The sequence below is a fragment of the Streptomyces goshikiensis genome (assembly GCF_014650555.1).
In the GTDB taxonomy this organism is placed as follows: Bacteria; Actinomycetota; Actinomycetes; order Streptomycetales; family Streptomycetaceae; genus Streptomyces; species Streptomyces goshikiensis.
Map to the genome: position 1 here is coordinate 629,110 of NZ_BMVE01000001.1, position 21,388 is coordinate 650,497.

Here is a 21,388-nt window from a genome sequence, read left to right on the forward strand (position 1 = left end):
GGCCCGGGGGGGGGCGGCGGGCGCGGGTTAGAGCCAGCCCTTCTCGCGGGCCACGCGCACCGCCTCGGCGCGGTTGCGCGACGCCAGTTTCTGGATCGCCGTCGAGAGGTAGTTCCGGACCGTCCCCGGGGACAGGTGCAGCCGCTCGGCCAGTTCGGCGTTGGTCGCGCCGAACTCCGCCGCCCGCAGGACCTCCCGTTCGCGGTCCGTCAGCGGGTTCGCGCCCTCCGCCAGGGCGGCCGCCGCCAGCGTGGGGTCGATGACCCGCTCCCCCGCGAGGACCTTGCGCACCGCGTCCGCGAGCTGCGCGGCCGGCGCGTCCTTGACCAGGAACGCCGAGGCGCCCGCCTCCATCGCGCCCCGCAGGTACCCCGGGCGGCCGAAGGTCGTCAGGATGACGATCTTGACGTGCGGGACGGCGGTCCGCAGCGACGCCGCCGCCTCGATGCCCGTCATGCCCGGCATCTCGATGTCCAGCAGCGCGACGTTCACGTCGTGCGCCCGCGCCGCCGCCAGCACCTCGTCCCCGCGCGCGACCTGTGCCAACACCTCGATGTCCGGCTCCAGTCCGAGGAGGGCCGCGAGGGCTTCCCGGACCATGGACTGGTCCTCCGCGAGGAGGATCCGGATGGGGAGTTCGCTCATGATCCCGATCCTAGGGGGGCGCGGGCCAGCAGGCGGAAGCCCTTCTTTCCGGCCGGACCGGCCGACAGGGTGCCGCCCACCGCCTCCAGCCGCTCCGTCAGGCCCGTCAGGCCGTTCCCCGGCACCGGCGGCGCTCCGCCGCCCCCGCCGTCGTCCGCGACCGACAGCTCCACCACCTTCCCCGCGAGGGTCTGGAGGAGCTCCACCCGGACCGTGCAGCGCTGCGCACCGCTGTGCCGGACCACGTTCGTCACCGCCTCCCGCAGCGCCCACGCCAGCGCCGACTCCACCTCCTCGGGCAGGCCCTCCACCGGCTCCGCCGGGAGGTCCGCCAGCACGCCCGCCGCCGTCAGCGCGGTCCGCGCGCCCGCCAGTTCGCCGGGCAGGGTGGGCCGCCGGTAGCCGCTCACGGCCTCCCGTACGTCCACCAGCGCCTGCCGGCTGACCCGCTCGATGTCCGCGACCTGCTGGGCCGCCGCGTCGGGCTGCCCGGGCAGCATCCGCCCCGCCAGCTCGCTCTTGAGCGTGATCAGCGACAGCGAGTGGCCGAGGAGGTCGTGCAGGTCCCGGGCCATCCGCAGCCGCTCCTCGTTGGCCGCGAGCTGCGCCACCGTGGCCCGCGCCTCGCGCAGTTCCATGGTCGTGCGGATCATCGCGCGGATGCCGACCATCGCGAACCCGCCCATCAGCGCCGGGATCAGCAGCCCGGCGAGGTACTCGTCGCCGTCGGGCACCGCGAAGGCCGTCAGCGCCAGCAGGGCGGTGACGCCGGGGACCGTGAAGCGGGAGATCTCCCCCGGCAGCGCGGCGCCGGAGGAGACCGACACGAACACGAACAGGACGAGCCATTCGCGGCCCAGCGACAGCGACAGCACCGTGGCCGTCAGCGAGAGCGCCGCCACCGAGACCAGCACGCGCCGCACCTCGGTCTGCCGGGCGGTGCGGAAGACCAGGAGCAGGTACGAGGCGACGAAGGCCGCGAGGCCCAGGCCGCCGAGCAGCCGGGCCCCGAGGCTGTGTCCGCCGCTGACGAGGTCGGTGACGGGGGCGCTGAGGTAGAACAGCCAGAGGCCGACCCACAGCGCCTTCACGGCCTTCTGCCGGCGGGTCTCGGGGCGGAGCCCGATCCGGGGCCCGCCCTTCGGCCCCGCCCGCCCCGTCCCGCCGGTCTCGGTCACCGGCCCCGTCACGCCGCTCGGTCTCGTCACTCTCGTCACGCCTTCAGGGAGTCCTTGCGGTACAGCCAGGCGGCGGCACCAGTGAACAGTACGAAGTAGACGGCGAGGATCGCCACGTCCTTGGCGTGCGGCGCGCCTCCCAGCTCGATGGCCTGGCCGAGACCGGCGTAGGCGTGGGTCGGCAGCCACTCGCAGACGGACTGCAGCCACTGCGGGAACGCGGCGGTGGGCATCCACAGGCCGCCGAGGATCGACAGGGCGAAGTAGAACAGCATCGTGATGGGGCGGACGTTGTCCCCGCTGGCCAGGTAGCCGATCGCCACGCCGAGGGCGGCGAAGACCAGGCTGCCTGCCCAGATCGCGCCGGTCAGGGCGAACCACTGCCAGAGGTCGAACCGTACGCCCTTCACCACGGCGGCGACCGCGAACACGACCAGGATCGCGGGCAGCGAGAGCACGCCGGCGCTGGCGGTCTTGGCGAGGACGTAGCCGCGCCCGGGCAGCGCGGTCAGCCGCAGCTGGCGCACCCAGCCCGACTCGCGCTCCTTGGCGATCCGCTCGCTGTTGCCCACCAGGACGGCCGTCAGGGCGCCGAAGGAGGCCATGGCGACCATGTAGAAGGCGGGCATGGTCAGTTCGGTGCCCATGACCTTCGTGGAGCCGCTCAGGGTGCCGCCGAGCATCAGGAAGAGGGCGGCCGGATAGAGGACGGTGAAGAACAGGTACTTCTTGTTCCGCAGGGCGCGGGTGACTTCGAGCTTGATGAGCTTCGTCGATCCGGTGTTCAGCATGACGCGTCGGCCTCCTCGGCCTCGGTGAGGGCGATGAAGGCCTGCTCCAGGCCCAGGCCCGCGACCTCCAGGTTGCGGGGGTAGAGCCCGAGGGCGTAGACGGCGTGGACGGTGGCGTCGGCGTCGCTCGACTGGAGCTTGACGGTGTCGCCGTGGCGCTCGTAGCCGGTCAGGTGCGGGAGTCCGCGCAGCGCCGTCTCGTCCGCGCAGGAGCCGTCGAGGTCGAAGGCGATCCGGCGGGCGCCGGCCTTGGCCTTGATCTCGGCGGCGGTGCCGTCGGCGAGGACCCGGCCCCGGTTCAGGACGATCACCCGGTCGGCGATCGCGTCCGCCTCCTCCAGGTAGTGGGTGGCGAACAGGACCGTGCGGCCCGCGGCGGCCTGCTCGCGCATGGTGGCCCAGAAGGCCTGGCGGGAGGTGACGTCCATGCCGGTGGTGGGCTCGTCGAGGACGATCAGGTCGTTGTGCCCGGCCGTGGCGAGGGCGAAGCGGACGCGCTGCTCCTGGCCGCCGGAGAGCTTGTTGACCATCCGGCCCGCGATCTCCGCGACTCCGGCGCGGCTGAGCACCTCGTCCACCGGGTACGGGCGCGGGTGCAGGGCGCAGGCGAGCGTGACCAGCTCGCGCACGCTGACGTCCTCCATCAGGCCGCCCGTCTGGAGCATCGCGCCGACCCGGCCGGCGGCGATGGCCTCGCGCGGGGTGGTGCCGAAGAGCCGGACGGAGCCGGAGTCGGCGGGGCGCAGGCCGAGCAGCAGGTCGAGGGTGGAGGACTTGCCGGCTCCGTTGGGGCCGAGGAGGGCGACGGTCTCGCCCGGGTGGAGCGCGAAGGAGAGGCCGTCGACCGCCCGGACGGCGCCGTAGCTCTTGGTCACGTTCTCGAAGCTCACCACGGCGCCGGGGTGGCCGGTGTCCGGGGCGGCGGCTGTGTGCGTCGCGGTCGTCGTCATGCGTCGAGGATCGCCCGTACGGGGGTGCGCGCGGCAGTGTCGCCGGTCGTGGGCTGCGGATGACAGATGTCATGGCCGCGGAGTGACGGGGGACGACGCGGGACGACGTGCGACGACGCGGTACGACGGAGCCCCCGCCCGGGGTCCGGGTGGGGGCTCGGCCATGCGGCGCCCGCGCGGGGCGCGCGGGGTGGTGCGGGTCAGTTCGGGTTGGTGTCGATCGTGACGGTCCGCTCGGCGACGGTCCTGCCGCGCAGGGCCTTGCCGAGGGCGCCCGCGACGTCCTGCGGGGTGACGGCGGTCTTCTCGCCGGTGCCGCGCATGATCATGACCCCGTCGAAGGTGTTCCCGTAGAGCTGCTTGAGCGCTTCGAGGTCGTACTTCTCGACGAGGTGGCCGTCGACGACCTGCATGCTGAGGATCTTCGGGAGGGACACCTTCGGGCCGAAGGGGATGGACTTGCCGCCCGCCGTGACGACCGCGTTCTGCGACATCGCCGGGGCGGCGAAGTCCTTCATGGCCCGGTCGAGTTCCTCCTGGCCGACGACGGGCTCCTTGGTGGCGACCGGGAGTTCGGCCACGGGCGCCTTGCCGGAGGCCACCATGGCCTGGAAGGCCTTGAAGACCAGTTCCGCGGAGGCGTCCACGTCGATGCTGGTGCCGGCCTTGCCGGGGACGGCGACGGCCTTGCCCGGCTCGAACTTGATGGTGCCCTCGGTCGCGGTGCCGGAGGTCGAGGCGAGTTCCTGGAGGGCGACCTGGAGCTTCTCGTCGTCCTTCGGCAGCACGGGTTCGGCCTTGCGCTCGTTGCCGAGGAGCGAGCCGATGACCGTGACGGGGTTGTAGTCGCTGCCCGCCGCGTTGCGGACGGTGGTCTGGGCGTCCAGGGTGAGCCCGGCCTTGTCCGGCTTCAGCTCGACCTGCTTGCCGCCGACGCTCAGCTGGAGCGGGGCCTCGGCGCGGTTGCCGAAGGCCCGCTGGAGCTTGGCGACGGCCTCGTCGCGGCTGCCGCTGATGTCCACGCCGAGGACGGTGGTGCCCTTGGGCACGTCGGAGTGGTTCAGGAGCAGGCCCGCGCCGTAGGCCACGCCGATCAGGCCGAGGACGGCGCCGCCGAGCAGGGCGACCTTGGAGCGGCCCTTCTTGGCGGGCTTGGCGGGCTGGGCCGCGGCCTTGGCACCCTTCGCGGGCTGCGCCGCGTCCCGGGGCGGGGCGACGGGTTCCGGGCCGCGCGGCGGGACCGGCAGCGGGCCGGGGCCGCCCGGTACGGCGCCTGTCGCCGGGGCGTTCAGGTCCGGGCCGGGCCAGACGGGCTCGTCGGCGCCCACGGGCGCGGTCCCGAGGGCGGGGCCGCCGGTGGGGCCGGCGGGCTCGGTGTAGGCGGGGAAGGCCTCGGTGGTGGGCCCGCCGTCGTACGCCGGGAAGTCCTGGGTGCCGGGGCCGCCGGGGCCGCCGACGCCCGGGCCGCCGGGTGTGGGCGCGGCCGGATAGCCGGCCCCGGGGCGGGGCCCGCCGGGGGCGGTGGGTGCGGTGGGCGCCTGGGCGTAGCCCGCGCCGGGGGCGCCGGGCCGCGGGCCCGCGCCGGCCGGGGGAAAACCGTTCCCGCCGGGCTGGCGGCCGTAGCCGCCGTCGGGGCGTCCGTCGAATCCGGGACCCGCGGGCGCGCCGGGCCCGGCCGTACGGGCATCGGGGCCGGGCGCGCCCGGGCCCTGGCCCGCCGGGGCGGGCGCGGAGGGGTAGCCCGCCGGGCGGCCGCCCGCGGCGGGAGCGCCCGGGCTGCCGGGGCCGCCGGGGTTGCCGGGGCCACCGGGGTTGCCGGGCCGCTGTCCCGCCGGGTTCGGGTAGCCGGCGCTCGCGCCGGGCTGCCGGGTCGGCAGGGCCGCGGGCGGGGCGGGGGCCGCCTTGCGCGGGGCGAACCAGTTGCTGGCGGGCTCGGCGGGCTCGGCCGGAGCCGGCGCGGGGGCCTGCCCCTGCGCGGGAGCCGGCGGCCGTCCCCCGGCGGGCGCGGAGGAAGACGGCGGCAGCGCGGCGCGCACCGGCCCGTCGCCGGGCTCGGGCGCCGCCTCGACCCGGGTCGGCCGGGGCCGCCCGTTCGGCTTCGGCTCGCGCGGGGGCGCCGGGGCGGCCTCGGCGCCGGCCTCGGCGTCGGCGGCGGCGACCGGCTTGCGCACCACGACCGGTGGGATCGGCCGCGAACCCGGGATGTTGATCCGGATCCGGGTCGTCAGGGTGGTCTCGGTCTTCGGCCCGTCGGTGTCGGGCGTGGACGGCTTCGACGTCACAGGGTTCTCCTCCGGGGTGGTCGCCGCAGCGTCCGTGGACGGATACTGGCCGGTTCCATACGGCGGCGTACCCGAGGGGTAAGCGGCTCCACCGCGCCCTTGGGGCCCGGAGGACGAACTGTCAGTTTCACGACTCAAGGCAGGTTCTCCCGGTTGGCTCCGCCGCCCGTCATACCGTGCGCGGGCAGCTCGGCGGCCCGTCCACCATACTGGCCGTCGCCCGCGCGCAATTGACGCCAGGGAATCAGGGATTCCTCTTGACCCCCCGCAAGCCCCCCGCGCACGCCCGTGACAGCGGCGTCCGAGCCGCGCCGACCCGTCGTCAACCAGCCGATACCCGTCCGGGAACGGAGACCGACGACTTGTCAGCCCCGCGGCCGCGGAGCAGGAACGGGCCGGTCGTACGGGCCGCGCACCGTGGCACAGATCACAGCCAGCACCGTCCCGCCCAAAAGGTATGCGTACAGGCTGATTCCGGACGAAGTGAGCAGGAAGTCCCCTTCCGAGCGCGGGGCGCTGAGCAGGACGTAGGACAGGAACCAGCCCGCCGCCGCCGCGCCCACCCCGATGCCGCCGCCGAGGGCGATCCGGCCCACGAGGAAGAGCCCGAGGAGGGCCGCCAGGGCCAGCAGCAGCCCGCCCGGGAACCAGAGGTCCAGCGCGAGCCAGCCGGCCGCGCCGACCACGGCCCCGGCGACCAACAGGCCGAGGCAGGCCGCGATCCGGGCCGGTGTCAGCCCGCCGCCGGCCACCGGGCCCGTCACGCCGTCACCCCGGCGAACAGGTCGCGCTCGCGCTCGCCGGCCGGAGCGCCCGGCTCGCCCGCCACCAACTCGTAGTACTCGCGCGCGAACAGCGGCTGGGCCAGGTTGTTCGACAGGGCGAAGAAGGGCCGGTCCACGACGATCTGCGTGGCGTGCGCCCGCATCGCGGCCGCCTTCGCCGCCACCGACGCCTCGTCACCCTCGATCTCGGTGGTGACCCGCCGGTCGGCGATCACCCCCGGCACGTCCTCGGGCGCGGCCGGCTGCGGGAAGGCCGCCATGCCGCCGGCGGCCCGCAGCGCGGCGAAGCCCTCCTCGACCACCGAGCGCGGCACCCGGTTCCAGTAGACCTTCGAGATCCGGTGCGGCTCGCCGAGGTCGCGCCGGTACGACGCCTCCTCGGCCAGCTCGGCGGCGCGGACGGCGACGCGGTGGGCCTGGATGTGGTCGGGGTGCCCGTACCCGCCGTCCGGGTCGTAGGTGACGAGCACCTGCGGGCGCAGCTCCCGGATCACCTCCACGAGGTACGCGGCGGCCTCGTCCACGTCGGCGGACCAGAAGGCCCCGGGGCGGCGGTTCTGCTCGGTGCCCATCATCCCGGAGTCGCGGAAGCGGCCGGGGCCGCCGAGGAACCGGTGGTCGGTGACGCCGAGTTCGGCCATGGCGGCGGCGAGCTCGCCGACCCGGTGGGCACCGAGGGCGTCCTCGCGGTCGGCCGTCAGGTGGGCGAGCGCGGCCGGGATGACCTCACCCTCCTCGCCGAGGGTGCAGGTCACCAGCGCGACGTGGGCGCCCTCGGCGGCGTACTTGGCCATGGTGACGCCGTTGTTGATCGACTCGTCGTCCGGGTGCGCGTGCACGAGGAGCAGACGACGGGCGGGAAGACCGTTCATGGGGTCAGCGTAGAGGGTGTCCCCCCGGCGCCGCCGGACCGGCCGCGGGCCGGCCCGACCGGGCGACCGCCTAGAACTTGAGGCCGCTGATCATGCCGGCCACGTTCGTGGTCAGCTGACTGAGGGTGGGGGCGATCGAAGAGCTCGCCAGATAGAAGCCGAGCAGCACGCAGACGCACGCGTGCCCGGCCTTCAGCCCCGACCTGCGCACCAGCAGGAAGACGATGATCGCCAGCAGCACCACGGCAGAGATCGATAGTGCCACGGCGTTTCACCTCCACGTCGAGCGGACATCGGTACGCGTACTCGTGCTCGGCGGACTCATACCCACCGTGCGCTACCGATCATAACTTTCCGTACCAGCGCATCGATCGAAATCCGGCAGCACGAGGGGCGCATGCCGCGCATGTTCAGGAGCACGGAAAGGCCGGCCGGGGGGCTCGTTCACCTCCCGGCCGGCTGTCGGCACCCGCACGGCCGCACGTCAGCCAGGCTGCACGGGCCAGATCTCGGGACAGAAACGGTCAAGTTGCCACCGTGTAAACCGAGTTACGGTGGTGACGGCAGGGTTCACAGCGGTTTTCGGGGGTGGCGAGAAATGAGCGGTTGGCAGGGGCTGGCGCTGCTGATGTTCCGACAGGTACGGGCGGAACTCACCCGGATGGTCGATGCCGGGGCGCTCGGCCGGGAGCCCGGGCCGGACGCGAACAGCGCCGCCTGGCTCGTCTGGCACGTCGCGCGCGGCCAGGACCGGAACCTGTCCGAGCTCGCCGGGCTCCCCCAGGTGTACGTGGAGCAGGGCTGGGCGGCGCGTTTCGGCCGCCCGGCGGACCCCTCGGACACCGGCTACGGGCACACGCCCGCCGAGGCGGCCGCCTTCCGGGGCGCGGACGCCCCCGGCGCGGCGGTGCTGCTGGGCTACCTGGACGCCGTACACGACAGGGTGGAGGGCTACCTGGCGGCGGCCCCGGCCGGGGACCTGGCCCGGACCGCCCCGAGCCCGACGCTCGGCACGGCCGAGTCCGTGGAGGTCCGGCTGGCCGCCCAGCTGGCGGACTCCCTGGCCCACGTGGGCCAGCTGGGACTGCTGCCGGACTGACCGGGGGCGCGGGCCCCGGCTACTCCTTCGACGGCGAACCGGGCACATCGGGGCCGTCCGGCCGGACCGGCGGGGGCGCGGGCGGCGCCGCGAGGTCCCCCGGCCCCGGGACCACCCGCTTCTCGGCGGCGAAGTGGCAGGCCGAGGGGTGGGCCGCCGGATGGGCCGTCCGGCCGGCCGCCGGCTCCACCGCCGGGTCCGCCGCCCGGTCCGCCGCCCGGTCCGCCGCCGGATCCGCCGCCCCCTCCGGCCGGAACGCCTCCGGGACCGCCAGCAGCGGGACCTCCTTCGCGCAGCGCTCCTCCGCCTTCCAGCAACGGGTGCGGAAGGGGCAGCCCGACGGCGGATTGGCCGGCGAGGGGACGTCCCCGGTGAGGATGATCCGTTCGCGGTGGGCGCGGGCCAGCGGGTCCGGGACGGGCACCGCCGAGAGCAGGGCCTGGGTGTACGGGTGGGTGGGGTGGTCGTAGATCTGGGTGTCGGTGCCGATCTCCACGACCCGGCCGAGGTACATCACGCCCACCCGGTCGGAGATGTGCCGGACGATCGAGAGGTCGTGCGCGATGAAGACGTAGGACAGCCGGAATTCGCTCTGCAGCCGCGCCAGCAGGTTGACCACCTGGGCCTGGACGGAGACGTCCAGCGCGGAGACCGGCTCGTCCGCGACGATGATCTCCGGCCGCAGGGCCAGGCCGCGGGCGATGCCGATGCGCTGGCGCTGGCCGCCGGAGAACTGGTGCGGGTAGCGGTTGATGTACTCCGGGTTCAGGCCGACGACGTCCAGCAGCTCCTGGACCTTGCGGCGCCGGTCGCCCTTGGGCGCCACCTCGGGGTGGATGTCGAAGGGCTCGCCGATGATGTCGCCGACCGTCATGCGCGGGTTCAGCGAGGTGTACGGGTCCTGGAACACCATCTGGATGTTGCGGCGGACGGCCTTCAGCGCGCGGCCGGACAGCTTGGTGATGTCCTCGCCCTTGTAAGCGATCGAGCCGGCGGTCGGGCGTTCCAGGTTGACCAGCATCTTGGCGACGGTGGACTTGCCGCAACCGGACTCGCCGACGATGCCGAGGGTCTCACCGGCCCGCAGCTCGAAGGAGACCCCGTCGACGGCCTTGACCGCGCCGATCTGCCTCCGGAAGAGGATGCCCTGCGTCAGCGGGTAGTGCTTGACGAGGTCGCGCACTTCGAGGATCGGCTCAGGCACCGACGCACTCCTTCCAGAAGAAGCACGCGCTGGCGCGGTCCGGGGCGACCTCCGCCAGCGGCGGCACCTCGGCCCGGCAGGCGGCCCGGGCCATCGGGCAGCGCGGGTTGAAGGCGCAGCCGGGCGGGATGGCGAGGAGGTTCGGCGGCAGGCCCTTGATCGCGTAGAGCTCCTGGCCCTTCTGGTCCAGACGCGGGATCGAGTCGAGCAGGCCGCGCGTGTACGGGTGGGCGGGGGCGGCGTAGATCTCGTGGACGGGCGCCGACTCGACGATCCGGCCCGCGTACATGACGGCGATCTTGTCGGCGACGTCGGCGACGACCCCGAGGTCGTGGGTGATCAGGATGAGGCCCATGTTCAGCTCGCGCTGGAGCTCGGCGAGCAGGTCCATCACCTGGGCCTGCACGGTGACGTCCAGTGCGGTCGTGGGCTCGTCGGCGATGATCAGGGAGGGTTCCAGGGCCAGCGCCATGGCGATCATGATGCGCTGGCGCATGCCGCCCGAGAACTGGTGCGGGTAGTCCCCCACGCGTTCCCTGGCCGCCGGGATCCTCACCCGCTCCATCAGCTCGACGGCCTTGGCCCGGGCGGCCTTGCGGGACATCCCGCGGTGGACCTCGTACATCTCGCCGAGTTGCGCGCCCACGCTGAGCACCGGGTTCAGCGAGGACAGCGCGTCCTGGAAGATCATGGCCATGCCGGCGCCGCGGATCTTGCGGCGCTCGTCCTCCTTCATCTTCAGGAGGTCCTTGCCCTTGAACAGGATCTCGCCGCCCGCGATCCGGCCCGGCGGCGTGTCGAGGATGCCCATCACGGCCTGGGCGGTCACCGATTTGCCCGAGCCGGACTCGCCGAGCACGGCGAGGGTCTCGCCCTCGGCCACCGAGTAGTTGACGCCGTTGACGGCCTTGGCGACCCCGTCCCGCGTACGGAACTCCACGTGGAGGTCGCGGACTTCGAGCAGCATGGTGCCCACTCCTCAGCGCAGCTTGGGGTCGAGGGCGTCGCGCACCGCGTCGCCGAGCATGATGAAGGCGAGCACGGTGATGCTCAGCGCGCCGGCCGGGTAGAGCAGCATGTGCGGGGCGTTGCGGATCTGGGAGGCGGCGTTGGAGATGTCGATGCCCCAGGAGACGGTGGGCGGGCGCAGGCCCACGCCGAGGAAGGACAGGGTGGCCTCCAGGGCGATGTACGTGCCCAGGGCGATGGTGGCGACGACGATGACGGGCGCGACCGCGTTGGGGGCCACGTGCCGCAGCAGCATCCGGCCGTTCCCGGCGCCGAGGGCCCGGGCGGCCTGGACGTAGTCGTTCTGTTTGGCGGTGATGACCGAGCCGCGGGCGATGCGGGCGAGCTGCGGCCAGCCGAGCAGCACGATGAAGCCGACGACCGGCCAGACGGTGGTGCTGGTGACGACGGACAGGAAGACGAGGCCGCCGAGGACGACGGGGATGCCGAAGAAGATGTCGGCGACCCGGGAGAGCAGCGAGTCGCCCCAGCCGCCGAAGAACCCGGCGAGCCCGCCGAGGGCCGAGCCGAGCAGGGCCGCGCCGACGGTGGCGCAGATGCCGACGGTGATGGAGGCGCGGGCTCCGTAGACGGTGCGGGTGTAGACGTCGCAGCCCTGGGTGTCGTAGCCGAAGGGGTGGCCGGGCTCAGCGCCCTGCTGGGACTTGGACAGCTCGCACTGGAGCGGGTCGCCGCTGGCGATGAGCTGTGGCCAGATGGAGATGACCACGAGGAAGAGGATCACCAGCGAGGCGATGACGAAGACGGGGTTGCGGCGCAGCTGGTGCCAGGCGTCGGACCACAGCGAGCGGGCCTTCTCCCGCGGCCCGGGCCCGGTGGGGTCGTCGCCCAGGGGCTTTTCGAGGCTTTCGGCCTCGTCCAGCGCGAGGTCTATGGGCCCTCCCTGGCCGGTGGGCGCGATGGCTTCTCCCTTTCCGGGCTGCAGCGGGTCGTAGGCGGGGGGCTCGTAGCGCTCGGGCGGCTCCGGCCGCTCCGGCTCAGGCATAACGGATCCTCGGGTCCAGGACCGCGTAGAGCAGGTCGACGAGCAGGTTCGCCACCAGGAAGACGATGACGAGGATGGTCACGAAGCCGACGACCGTCGGCGAGTTGTTGCGCAGGATGCCCTGGTAGAGCTGGTAGCCGACGCCGTGGATGTTGAAGATCCGCTCGGTGACGATGGCGCCGCCCATCAGCGCGCCGATGTCGGTGCCGATGAAGGTGACGACCGGGATGAGGGAGTTGCGCAGCAGGTGCCGGGTGACGACCCGGTGGCGCGGCAGGCCCTTGGCGGTGGCGGTGCGGACGTAGTCGGCCTTGACGTTCTCGGCGATGGAGGTGCGCGAGAGCCGGGTGACGTAGGCGAGGGAGACCAGCGCGAGGACGATGCCGGGCAGGATCAGCTCGTTCAGGGGGGCGTCCGGGGAGACGGTGGGGCGCACCCAGCCCCATTTGACGCCGAAGAGGTACTGGAGCAGGTAGCCCGTCACGAAGGTCGGCACCGAGATGACGACGAGGGTGAGCACCAGCACGGAGGTGTCGACGGACTTGCCGCGGCGCAGGCCGCTGATCACGCCGAGGGTGATGCCGATGACGATCTCGAAGAAGATCGCGACGAGGGTCAGGCGCAGGGTGACGGGGAAGGCGGAGGCCATCAGCTCGGTGACGGGCTGGCCGTTGAAGGCGGTGCCGAAGTCGCCCTGGAAGATCTGGCCCATGTAGTGGAGGTACTGCTGCCACAGGGGGCGGTCGAGGTAGAGGTCCTTGCGGATGCGCGCCGCGGTGGCCGGGTCGGGCGCCTTGTCGCCGAAGAGGGCCGCGACGGGGTCGCCGAGCGCGTACACCATGAAGAAGATCAGGAACGTGCTGCCGATGAACACCGGGATCATCTGGAGCAGCCGCCGGATCACATAACGTCCCATGGACTGCTCCAGGATCGATCCGACGGTGGGTCAGCTGACCTTGATCTCGTTGTAGACGGGGACGCTGAACTGGTTGAGCGCCACGTCGGTGAGGCGTTCGGCGTAGCCTGCGCTGCCGTTCTGGTACCAGAGCGGGATGGACGGCATCTGCTGGACGAGGATCTTCTCGGCGTCCTGGAACTTGGTGATGGCCTTGGCCGCGTCGCTTTCCTGGTTGGCCTCGTCGACGAGCTTGTCGAAGTCCGGGTTGCTGAACTTCCCGTAGTTGGAGGAGGCGCCGGTGTAGTAGAGCGGCTGGAGGAAGTTCTGGATCAGCGGGTAGTCGGCCTGCCAGCCGGAGCGGAAGGGGCCGGTCAGCTTGAAGGAGCTCTGCTGGTTGCGGAAGTCGGCGAAGGTGCCGACCGGGTTGACCGTGCAGACCGGGCCCTCGCCGAGCGCGTTGTTGATGCTGTTGCAGACGGCGTCCATCCAGTCGCGGTGCGAGCCGGTGTCCACGTTGGAGGTCAGCGTGACCTTGCCGCCGGGGAGCCCGCCGGCGTCCTGGATGAGCTTCTTGGCCGCGGCCGGGTCGTACTTGCAGGCGTCGCCGCAGAGCGTGGCGCTGAAGCCGCCCTTCTGGCCGAGGGCCGGGGAGGTCCAGTCCTTGGCGGGGGTGCGGGTCTCGCGGAAGATCTGCTTGGTGATCTCGTCGCGGTTGATCGCCATGGAGATGCCGCGGCGGACGTTCTCCATGCCCTCCTTGCTCCACTGCGGGTCGTACAGCGGGAAGGTGAGGGTCTGGATGATCAGGGCCGGCTGGTTGATGTACCGGTCGCCGAGGTCGTTCTTGACGTTCTTGAGCTGCTGCGCGGGAACGTCGTCGACGAGGTCGAGGTTCCCGGAGATCAGGTCCGTGTAGGCGGTGTTGTTGTCGGTGTAGACCTTGAGGTCGACTCCGCTGTTCAGCGCCTTGTCGGGGCCCGGGTAGCCGCTCCAGGTGCGCAGCTTCATGCCGGTGCCCTTGGTGTACGAGTCCACCAGGTACGGGCCGTTGCCGACCGGCTTGTTCAGCCAGCCGGCGTGGTCGGTGAAGAAGGCCTTGGGCAGCGGGGAGAAGGCCTGGTAGCCGAGGGTCTCGGGCCAGGTGGAGAACTTGTTCTTCAGGGCGACCGTGAAGGTCTTGGGGTCCTTGACGACCAGTCCGGACATCGTCTTGGCCTTGGGCTCACCGGAGGCGGGGTGTACGTCCGCGTAGCCGACGATGTCGGAGAAGAACGGGGAGTTGTTCTGCTTGTTGCGCACGTCGGCGCCGTAGTTCCAGGCGTCCACGAAGGACTGGGCCGTGACCGGCTCGTCGTTGCTGAACTTCCACCCGTCCTTCAGGGTGATGGTGAAGTTCTGACTGTCCGTCGTGTCGATCTTGTCGGCGATCATGTTGAGGGCCGCGCCGGTCTTCGGGTCGTACCGCTTCAGGCCCCGGAAGAGCATGTCGAGGACCTTGCCGCCCTGCACCTCGTTGGTGTTGGCCGGCTCCAGCGGGTTCTGCGGGTCACCCCACGAGGAGCTGACGACCCCCGCGCCGCCGCCACCGCCTCCGCCGCCGTCGCTACCGCCGCCGCAGGCCGTCGCCGCGAGGGCGACGGCCACCGCACATGCGGCCCACTTGGCGTGGGTGGCTCCGCGCATGGAGTGCCTCCTCATGGATCCCAAGACTCACTTGGGCCCCATGTCACCCTATGTGGGGCGCCGAGCACTCACGGTTCGGCCGATTGCACCCTCGCGTCCCCCGCCTGTCACCCCTGCGGGTGCAACGCCAGCTCCCAGGTGTCGACCGCGTAGTGCAGGCGCATGCCGTGCGCCTCGTAGAGCCCGAGCGCGCCGGTCTCGTTGTGGACGTCCACGCCCAGACCGATGGTGTCCCGGCCGCGCGCCGCGTACGCGGCGAAGCCGTGGCGCAGCAGGAATCCGCCGACGCCGCGGCCGCGCAGTTCCTTCCGTACGCCGATGTGGCTGACCCAGCCCATGCTGGTGCGGTCGTCGCGGGTGAGCAGGACCGCCGCGTCGCCGTGGCCGGCCAGGCTCGCGATCCACACCAGCGACCAGTCGAGGTCGCGGGCGTCGAGGTGGTCAAGCCAGGGCTCGTACGCGCGGTCCACATGGCCGAAGTGGGCGGCGAAGGTCTCCTCGACGAGGGCGTGGGCGCGGCGCCGGTCGGCCTCGTCGGTGGCGCAGTGGCGCAGGGTGAGGCCCTCGGGCGGCGCCGGCGGGAGGTCGGCCGCGCGCTCCAGCGCCCGCGTCATCACCTGGTGGCGGCGCACGGTGCGGTAGCCGCGGGCGGTCAGCAGCGCGAGGTCGAGGGTGGGCCGCACGTTGAGCTGGAGCCGCAGCACGCCCGGCCCGGCGGCGCCGCCCATGGCGCGGGCGCGCACCGCCATCCGGTCCAACAGCGCGGCGGCGGCCCCGGGGTGGCCGGGCAGGACGTAGTGGTCGCAGTCGACGCGGCCGGGGCCGGAGTCCGCCCAGACCAGGGCGTAGGCCAGGAGCCGGCCGTCCTGGAAGGCGAGCCAGGAGTCGGTGGCCAGGTCCACGTCGGGATGGTTGAGGTCGGCCTCGACGGCGGCGAGGTCCGTCTCCGGTCTGCCGATCTCGGCCACGTCAACGGCGTTGAGCAGGGCGCAGATGTCGGCCGCGTCACCGGGCCCGGCGGGTCGGACGATGAAGGACATGCCCCCACCCTCGGCCCGGCCCCGCCCCGTACGCAACCGGGTTGCGGAACGGGCAGCGCCCGGGACCGGATTCCTCCGGTCCCGGGCGCTGCCGGGACTGCGTACCGCCGTGCGGGATCAGACGGCCAGGATGGCCTTCTCCTCCGCGAAGTGGCAGGCCGACTCGTGCGCGGCCGGGGTGTTCACGCCGTGGAAGCGCGACGGGATCGCCAGCAGCGGCTCCTCCGTGGCGCAGCGCTCCTCCGCCTTCCAGCAGCGGGTGCGGAAGCGGCAGCCCGACGGCGGGTTGGCCGGCGAGGGGACGTCACCGGTGAGGATGATCCGCTCGCGGCCCTCGCGGGCGCCCGGGTCCGGGACCGGGACGGCCGACAGCAGCGCCTGGGTGTAGGGGTGCGTCGGGTGCTCGTAGATCTCGGCGTCGGAGCCGATCTCGGCCATCTTCCCGAGGTACATGACGCCCACGCGGTCCGAGATGTGCCGGACGATCGAGAGGTCGTGCGCGATGAAGACGTAGGACAGGTCGAACTCGTCCTGGAGCTTCTCCATCAGGTTGATGACCTGGGCCTGCACCGACACGTCGAGCGCGGAGACCGGCTCGTCGCAGATGATGATCTCCGGGTTGAGCGCGAGGCCGCGGGCGATGCCGATGCGCTGGCGCTGGCCGCCGGAGAACTGGTGCGGGTACCGGTTGATGTACTCCGGGTTCAGGCCCACGACGTCCAGGAGCTCCTGGACCTTGCGGCGCCGGTCGCCCTTCGGGGCCACCTCGGGGTGGATCTCGAAGGGCTCGCCGATGATGTCGCCGACCGTCATGCGCGGGTTCAGCGAGGTGTACGGGTCCTGGAACACCATCTGGATGTTGCGGCGGACGGCCTTCAGGGCCTTGCCGGACAGCTTGGTGATGTCCTGGCCCTTGTAGAAGACCTCGCCGGCGGTGGCCTTCTCCAGGCTCATCAGCAGCTTGGCGACGGTGGACTTGCCACAGCCGGACTCGCCGACGATGCCGAGGGTCTCACCGCGGTAGAGGTCGAAGGAGACCCCGTCGACGGCCTTGACCGCGCCGACCTGCTTCTTGAACAGGATGCCCTGGGTCAGCGGGAAGTGCTTGACCAGGTTGCGCACCTGGAGGATCGGCTCGCGCTCGGTGGCGTTCTTGGTGAGCTCAGCCATGGAGCTGCTCCTTCCAGAAGTGGCACGCGCTGCCGCGGCCCGGCATCTCGGTGCCGTCCTGCTCGGTGACCGAGTGCAGGACCGGCACGTCGGTGCGGCAGATGTCCTGGGCCTTCGGGCAGCGCGGGTTGAACGCGCAGCCGCTCGGGATGTTCAGCAGGTTGGGCGGCAGGCCCTTGATCGCGTAGAGCTCCTGGCCCTTCTGGTCCAGGCGCGGGATCGAGTCGAGCAGGCCGCGCGTGTACGGGTGCGCGGGGCGGCTGTAGATCTCGTGGACCGGGGCGGTCTCGACGATCCGGCCGCCGTACATGACGGCGATCTTGTCCGCGACGTCGGCGACGACGCCGAGGTCGTGGGTGATCAGGATGAGGCCCATGTTCATCTCGCGCTGGAGCTCCGCGAGCAGGTCCATGACCTGGGCCTGGACCGTCACGTCGAGAGCCGTGGTGGGCTCGTCGGCGATGATCAGGTCGGGCTCCAGGGCCATCGCCATGGCGATCATGATGCGCTGGCGCATACCGCCGGAGAACTGGTGCGGGTAGTCACCCACGCGCGCCTTGGCGGCGGGGATCTTCACGCGGTCCATGAGCTCGACGGCCTTGGCCGTGGCGTCCTTCTTGGACATCCCGCGGTGGACGCGGAACATCTCGCCGAGCTGGGCGCCGACGGTGTGAACCGGGTTCAGCGAGGACAGCGCGTCCTGGAAGATCATGGCGATCTTCGAACCGCGGACCTTGCGGAACTCCTCGGCCGGCAGCTTGAGCAGGTCGGTGCCCTGGAACAGGATCTCGCCGTGCGGGATCTTGCCCGGGGGCATGTCCAGGATGCCCATGATGGCCTGCGCCGTCACGGACTTGCCGGAACCGGACTCGCCGAGGACGGCGAGGGTCTCGCCCGCGCTCACGGAGTACGAGACACCGTTCACGGCCTTGGCGACACCGTCGCGGGTGTGGAACTCGACGTGCAGGTCGCGCACTTCGAGCAGGGGGGTCCCCTCCGGCGCCGAACGGGGCGCGGGGACGTTCGAGGTCTTGTCGATGATGGTCAACGTACGCCCTTCCTCAGCGCAGCTTCGGGTCGAGGGCGTCGCGCACCGCGTCGCCGACCATGATGAACGCGAGCACGGTGATGCTCAGCGCGACGGCCGGGAACAGCAGCACATGCGGTGCCTGGAGCCAGCGCACGGAGGCGTCGCTGACCATCAGGCCCCAGGAGATCTCGGGGGGCTGGACACCGATGCCGAGGTACGACAGGGCCGCCTCGGCGGAGATGTAGACACCCAGGCTGATCGCACCGACCACGATGACGGGGGCGATGGCGTTCGGCAGGATGTGGCGCAGGGTGATGCGCAGGGTCCCGGCGCCGAGGGCGCGGGCGGCAACGACGTAGTCGTTGTTCTTGTTCTGCAGCACCGACGACCGCATGATGCGGAAGATCTGGGGCCAGCCGAGGATCGCGAGCACCAGGGAGACCGTCCAGGCGTTGCCCGGCAGGGCCGACATGATGAGCATGCCGCCGAGGAGCAGCGGGATCGCGAAGAAGATCTCGGTGAAGCGGGACAGGATGCTGTCCACGATGCCGCCGGTCCAGCCGGCCAGCAGACCGAGCGCGCCGCCGATGACGGTCACCAGGGTGGTCGTGACGATGCCGACGATCACGGAGTTGCGGGCGGCCCACACCGTACGGGTGTAGACGTCGCAGCCCTGGATGTCGTAGCCGAACCAGTGCTCGGCGGACGGCGTCTTGAGCGAGTCCTGGAGGACGCAGGCGGTGCTGTCGAACGGGCTGCCGTCGGTGAACCACTGCGGCACGGCCGAGATGACCAGCAGGCACAGGACGAGGAACGCGCCGATCAGGAAGACCGGGTTGCGGCGCAGGTCGTCGATGGCGTCGGACCAGAGGCTCGCCTCGCGGTCCTTCTTCTTCTTGCGGCCGCCCTTGGAGACCACGGCGCCGGCGGAGGGGGCTCCGGCGATCTGGGTGTCGGTCATCGAGTCCTCCACCGTAGTTGTGTCACGCATAGCGGATCCTCGGGTCGAGCACGGCGTAGAGCAGGTCCACGATCAAGTTGGCGATGAGGTAGACGAGGACGAGCAGCGTCACACCGCCGACCACGACCGCGCCTTCCTTCAGATACACGGACTTGGCGAGCAGGCCGCCGACTCCGTGGATGTTGAAGATGCGCTCCGTGATGACCGCACCACCCATCAGGCCACCGAGGTCGGCGCCGAGGAAGGTGACGATCGGGATCATGGCGTTGCGCAGACCGTGGTTCACGACGACGCGGCGCCGGGGCAGGCCCTTGGCCGTGGCGGTGCGGACGTAGTCCGCGCGCATCGTCTCCATCAGGCTCGTACGCGTCAGCCGTGCCACGTACGCGAGGGACGTCGAGGCGAGCACGAACGCCGGGAGGAGGTAGGCGCGGAACCCGTCGGCCTCGTTGAAGGAGGGGGAGAAGAAGTCGATGCCCCACTCGTTCTTGAGCTTGACGCCGAGCGTCAGCTGGAGCACGAAACCGGTGACGAAGACCGGGATCGAGATGACGAGCAGGGTGGAGATCAGCACCAGCTGGTCGATGAACTTGCCGCGGCGCAGGGCAGCCATGATGCCGGCCACGACACCGACGATCGCTTCGATGACGAAGGCGACGATGGCGAGGTTCATCGTGTACGGGAAGGCCTCGGTGATCATGTCGAGGACCTTGCGACCGGACAGGGTCTCACCGAAGTCGCCCTGGAAGACGCCGGTGATGTAGTTCCAGTACTGCAGCAGGAACGGGTCGTCGAGGTGGTACTTCTCGCGCAGCATCGCCGCGACGAGGGGGTCTGCCTTCTTCTCGCCCGCGAGGAGCTGGATCGGGTCAGCGCCCGGCATGGCGAACGTGAGCAGGTAGATCAGGAACGTGGCACCGAGCAGTACAGGGATCGCCTGTATGAGTCGGCGGATGAGGTAGCGGCCCATCAGACCTCCAACATGAAGAACAGGGGATAGGGCGGGCACACGGAAACCTGATTCCGTCTGCCCGCCCCCTGTGTCCCCTTGGTGAAGAGGGGTGTTAGTTGAGCTCGACCTTGGCCAGGTCCATACGGCCCTGGGCGTCGATCTCGACGTTCTTCACGGACTTGGAGTAGGCCGAAGAAGACATGTAGGTGAAGACCGGGATGTACGGAAGGTCCTTGATGACGATGTCATCGGCCTTCTGGTACAGCTTCAGGCCCTCGGCCGGGTCGGTGGCCTTGTCGGCCTCCGCCATGGTGGTCTCGAACTCCTCGTTGACATAGCCGCCGTAGTTGGAGCCGGTCTCGATCGCGACCTTCGAGAAGATCGGACGCAGGTAGTTCTCGGCCGCCGGGTAGTCCATGGACCACGCCATACGGAAGGCGCCCTTGTACTTCTTCGCCTGGAGGTCGTCCAGCATGTCGCCGAACTTGGCGTACGGCTTGGCCGTGACGTCGACGCCGAGGTTCGCCTTCAGCTGGTTGGCGACGGCCTCGATCCACTCCTTGTGGCCACCGTCGGCGTTGTAACCGAGCTCGATCTTGTTGCCCGGAACACCGCCCGCCTGGGTCCACAGTTCCTTGGCCTTGGTCGGGTTGTAGGTGCCGACCTCGCCGAGGGCGCCCTTGCGGTAGCCCGGAATGATGGGGTTGATGAAGTCGTCGGCCGGCTTGCGGGTGCCGTTGAAGATGGTCTTCGTGATGGCGTCCCGGTCGATGGCCATCGAGATGGCCTTCCGGATCTCGATCTTGCCGAACGCCTCCGGGTTGGTGGCCAGCGGCAGACCGAGGTAGCCCACGCCCGACTCGGGCTTGTAGATGTAGCGGTCGCCGAACTCCTGGGAGACGGTGGCGAGCGCGGACACGGGGAGCTTGTCGACGATCTGGATGTTGTCGGCGCGCAGGTCGTTGTACGCGGTGTCCAGGTTGTCGTAGATCTTGAAGGTGACGCCTTCGAGCTTCGCGCGGCCCTCGGCCGGGTACTTGTCGTAGCGCTTGACCTTGATCTGCTTGTTGTGGTCCCACGCGCCGTCCATCTGGAAGGCACCGTTGCCGATCGGGGCCTCGCCGAACTTCTTCGGGTCGGCTTCGAACGCCTTCGGCAGCGGGTAGAAGGCGTTGTAGCCCAGCATGGTCTTGAACTGGGAGAACGGAGCCTTCAGCGTGACGGTGAAGGTCTTCTCGTCGACGACCTTCAGACCCTTGAGCTCGGTGGCGGTGGGCTTCTTGTCCTTGCCCGGCGCCAGCTCCTCGGAGCCCTCGATCTTGTCGAAGAAGGGCAGGCCCTCAGCGGCGTTGTCCTGGTTGGCGCCCCAGTTCCAGGCGCGGACGAACGACTGCGCGTCGACCTTCTCGCCGTTGTGGAACGTGTAGCCGTCCTTCAGCTTGATCGTCCACGTCTTCGAGTCCGTGGTGTCGATCGCCTCGGCGACCGCGAGCTTCGGCTCGTTGGTCTTGTTGTCGTAGTCGACCAGACCGGTGAAGAGCGCGTGGAGAACCTCCGCGCCCTCCGACTCGGCGGTGTTCTGACCCACCAGGCCGTGCTGCGGCTCGCCGAGCACCACGGTGATGTTGCCGCCGGACTTGCCGGCGGAGTCAGAGTCCTTGCTGGTGCTGCAAGCCGTAGCGGCCATCGCCACGACGACGGCACCCGCGACCCACTTGGCGCTCGTTGCTCCGCGCATGGGTAATTGCCTCCTCAGGAGTCACTGTCGATACGTGAAGGACCCGGCTCCCGCTGACACCCCTGACAGCGAAATCCGGTCCCATCGTGTGTGCTC

Annotated in this window: 20 protein-coding genes; 1 reads left to right on the forward strand and 19 read right to left on the reverse strand. The window is 71.0% G+C overall.

From position 1 onward, the window contains the following. Positions 1-27: 27 nt before the first annotated feature. The 8 genes from IE248_RS02845 to IE248_RS02880 all read right to left on the reverse strand — a co-directional run bounded on the left by IE248_RS02845 (position 28) and on the right by IE248_RS02880 (position 7,768). Entirely contained in the window at positions 28-645 is a 618-nt protein-coding gene (locus tag IE248_RS02845; RefSeq protein WP_008737207.1) for a response regulator transcription factor, read from the reverse strand. After that, a complete protein-coding gene (locus tag IE248_RS02850; protein WP_373301470.1) occupies positions 642-1,823 on the reverse strand; it encodes a sensor histidine kinase in 1,182 nt (393 codons plus the stop codon). Before IE248_RS02850 ends, IE248_RS02845 begins: the two co-directional genes overlap by 4 nt. Before the next feature lie 35 nt (positions 1,824-1,858). Next, positions 1,859-2,614 (reverse strand): ABC transporter permease, encoded by a 756-nt coding sequence (locus IE248_RS02855; RefSeq protein ID WP_073797624.1) that lies wholly within the window; start codon positions 2,612-2,614, stop codon positions 1,859-1,861. Continuing rightward, complete coding sequence (locus tag IE248_RS02860) at positions 2,608-3,564, reverse strand: ABC transporter ATP-binding protein (RefSeq protein WP_073797623.1); 957 nt, start codon at positions 3,562-3,564, stop codon at positions 2,608-2,610. The genes IE248_RS02855 and IE248_RS02860 overlap by 7 nt, the downstream gene beginning before the upstream one ends. Before the next feature lie 200 nt (positions 3,565-3,764). After that, entirely contained in the window at positions 3,765-5,846 is a 2,082-nt protein-coding gene (locus tag IE248_RS37135) for a hypothetical protein (protein WP_308438119.1), read from the reverse strand. Between the two features lie 365 nt (positions 5,847-6,211). Beyond that, positions 6,212-6,610, reverse strand: a complete 399-nt coding sequence (locus tag IE248_RS02870; RefSeq protein WP_190029885.1) for a DUF6113 family protein — start codon at positions 6,608-6,610, stop codon at positions 6,212-6,214. After that, on the reverse strand, positions 6,607-7,503 hold the full coding sequence (gene mshB, locus IE248_RS02875; protein ID WP_073795207.1) for an N-acetyl-1-D-myo-inositol-2-amino-2-deoxy-alpha-D-glucopyranoside deacetylase: 897 nt from the start codon (positions 7,501-7,503) through the stop codon (positions 6,607-6,609). The genes IE248_RS02870 and mshB overlap by 4 nt, the downstream gene beginning before the upstream one ends. A gap of 70 nt (positions 7,504-7,573) precedes the next feature. Further along, positions 7,574-7,768 (reverse strand): hypothetical protein, encoded by a 195-nt coding sequence (locus IE248_RS02880; protein WP_008737225.1) that lies wholly within the window; start codon positions 7,766-7,768, stop codon positions 7,574-7,576. A 333-nt stretch (positions 7,769-8,101) separates the two neighbouring features. Here IE248_RS02880 and IE248_RS02885 point away from each other — a divergent pair, with 333 nt between their 5' ends. Continuing rightward, positions 8,102-8,602, forward strand: coding sequence for a DinB family protein (locus IE248_RS02885; protein WP_079195934.1), 501 nt, complete (start codon positions 8,102-8,104; stop codon positions 8,600-8,602). Positions 8,603-8,621: 19 nt separating this feature from the next. On the opposite strand, the gene IE248_RS02890 is transcribed toward IE248_RS02885, so the two are convergent. From IE248_RS02890 to IE248_RS02940, 11 genes are all read right to left on the reverse strand, one after another. Next, on the reverse strand, positions 8,622-9,806 hold the full coding sequence (locus tag IE248_RS02890) for an ABC transporter ATP-binding protein (protein ID WP_190029886.1): 1,185 nt from the start codon (positions 9,804-9,806) through the stop codon (positions 8,622-8,624). Next, entirely contained in the window at positions 9,799-10,773 is a 975-nt protein-coding gene (locus IE248_RS02895) for an ABC transporter ATP-binding protein (RefSeq protein WP_037790884.1), read from the reverse strand. Before IE248_RS02895 ends, IE248_RS02890 begins: the two co-directional genes overlap by 8 nt. A 12-nt stretch (positions 10,774-10,785) precedes the next feature. Then, positions 10,786-11,820, reverse strand: a complete 1,035-nt coding sequence (locus tag IE248_RS02900) for an ABC transporter permease (RefSeq protein ID WP_229895101.1) — start codon at positions 11,818-11,820, stop codon at positions 10,786-10,788. Continuing rightward, positions 11,813-12,736 carry an ABC transporter permease gene (locus IE248_RS02905; RefSeq protein ID WP_008737237.1) on the reverse strand — a complete coding sequence of 308 codons (924 nt, stop codon included), beginning with the start codon at positions 12,734-12,736 and terminating at the stop codon, positions 11,813-11,815. The genes IE248_RS02900 and IE248_RS02905 overlap by 8 nt, the downstream gene beginning before the upstream one ends. A gap of 30 nt (positions 12,737-12,766) precedes the next feature. Then, complete coding sequence (locus IE248_RS02910) at positions 12,767-14,401, reverse strand: peptide ABC transporter substrate-binding protein (RefSeq protein WP_008737239.1); 1,635 nt, start codon at positions 14,399-14,401, stop codon at positions 12,767-12,769. 107 nt (positions 14,402-14,508) lie between these two features. Further along, a complete protein-coding gene (locus IE248_RS02915; RefSeq protein WP_073795203.1) occupies positions 14,509-15,441 on the reverse strand; it encodes a GNAT family N-acetyltransferase in 933 nt (310 codons plus the stop codon). Positions 15,442-15,558: 117 nt separating this feature from the next. Continuing rightward, complete coding sequence (locus IE248_RS02920) at positions 15,559-16,611, reverse strand: ABC transporter ATP-binding protein (RefSeq protein WP_073795202.1); 1,053 nt, start codon at positions 16,609-16,611, stop codon at positions 15,559-15,561. Then, a complete protein-coding gene (locus IE248_RS02925; protein WP_073795201.1) occupies positions 16,604-17,659 on the reverse strand; it encodes an ABC transporter ATP-binding protein in 1,056 nt (351 codons plus the stop codon). The genes IE248_RS02920 and IE248_RS02925 overlap by 8 nt, the downstream gene beginning before the upstream one ends. A 13-nt stretch (positions 17,660-17,672) precedes the next feature. Beyond that, a complete protein-coding gene (locus tag IE248_RS02930; RefSeq protein ID WP_100581972.1) occupies positions 17,673-18,632 on the reverse strand; it encodes an ABC transporter permease in 960 nt (319 codons plus the stop codon). Beyond that, complete coding sequence (locus tag IE248_RS02935) at positions 18,625-19,572, reverse strand: ABC transporter permease (protein WP_073795200.1); 948 nt, start codon at positions 19,570-19,572, stop codon at positions 18,625-18,627. The genes IE248_RS02930 and IE248_RS02935 overlap by 8 nt, the downstream gene beginning before the upstream one ends. A gap of 94 nt (positions 19,573-19,666) precedes the next feature. Next, positions 19,667-21,292 (reverse strand): peptide ABC transporter substrate-binding protein, encoded by a 1,626-nt coding sequence (locus IE248_RS02940; protein ID WP_073773201.1) that lies wholly within the window; start codon positions 21,290-21,292, stop codon positions 19,667-19,669. Positions 21,293-21,388 lie beyond the last annotated feature (96 nt).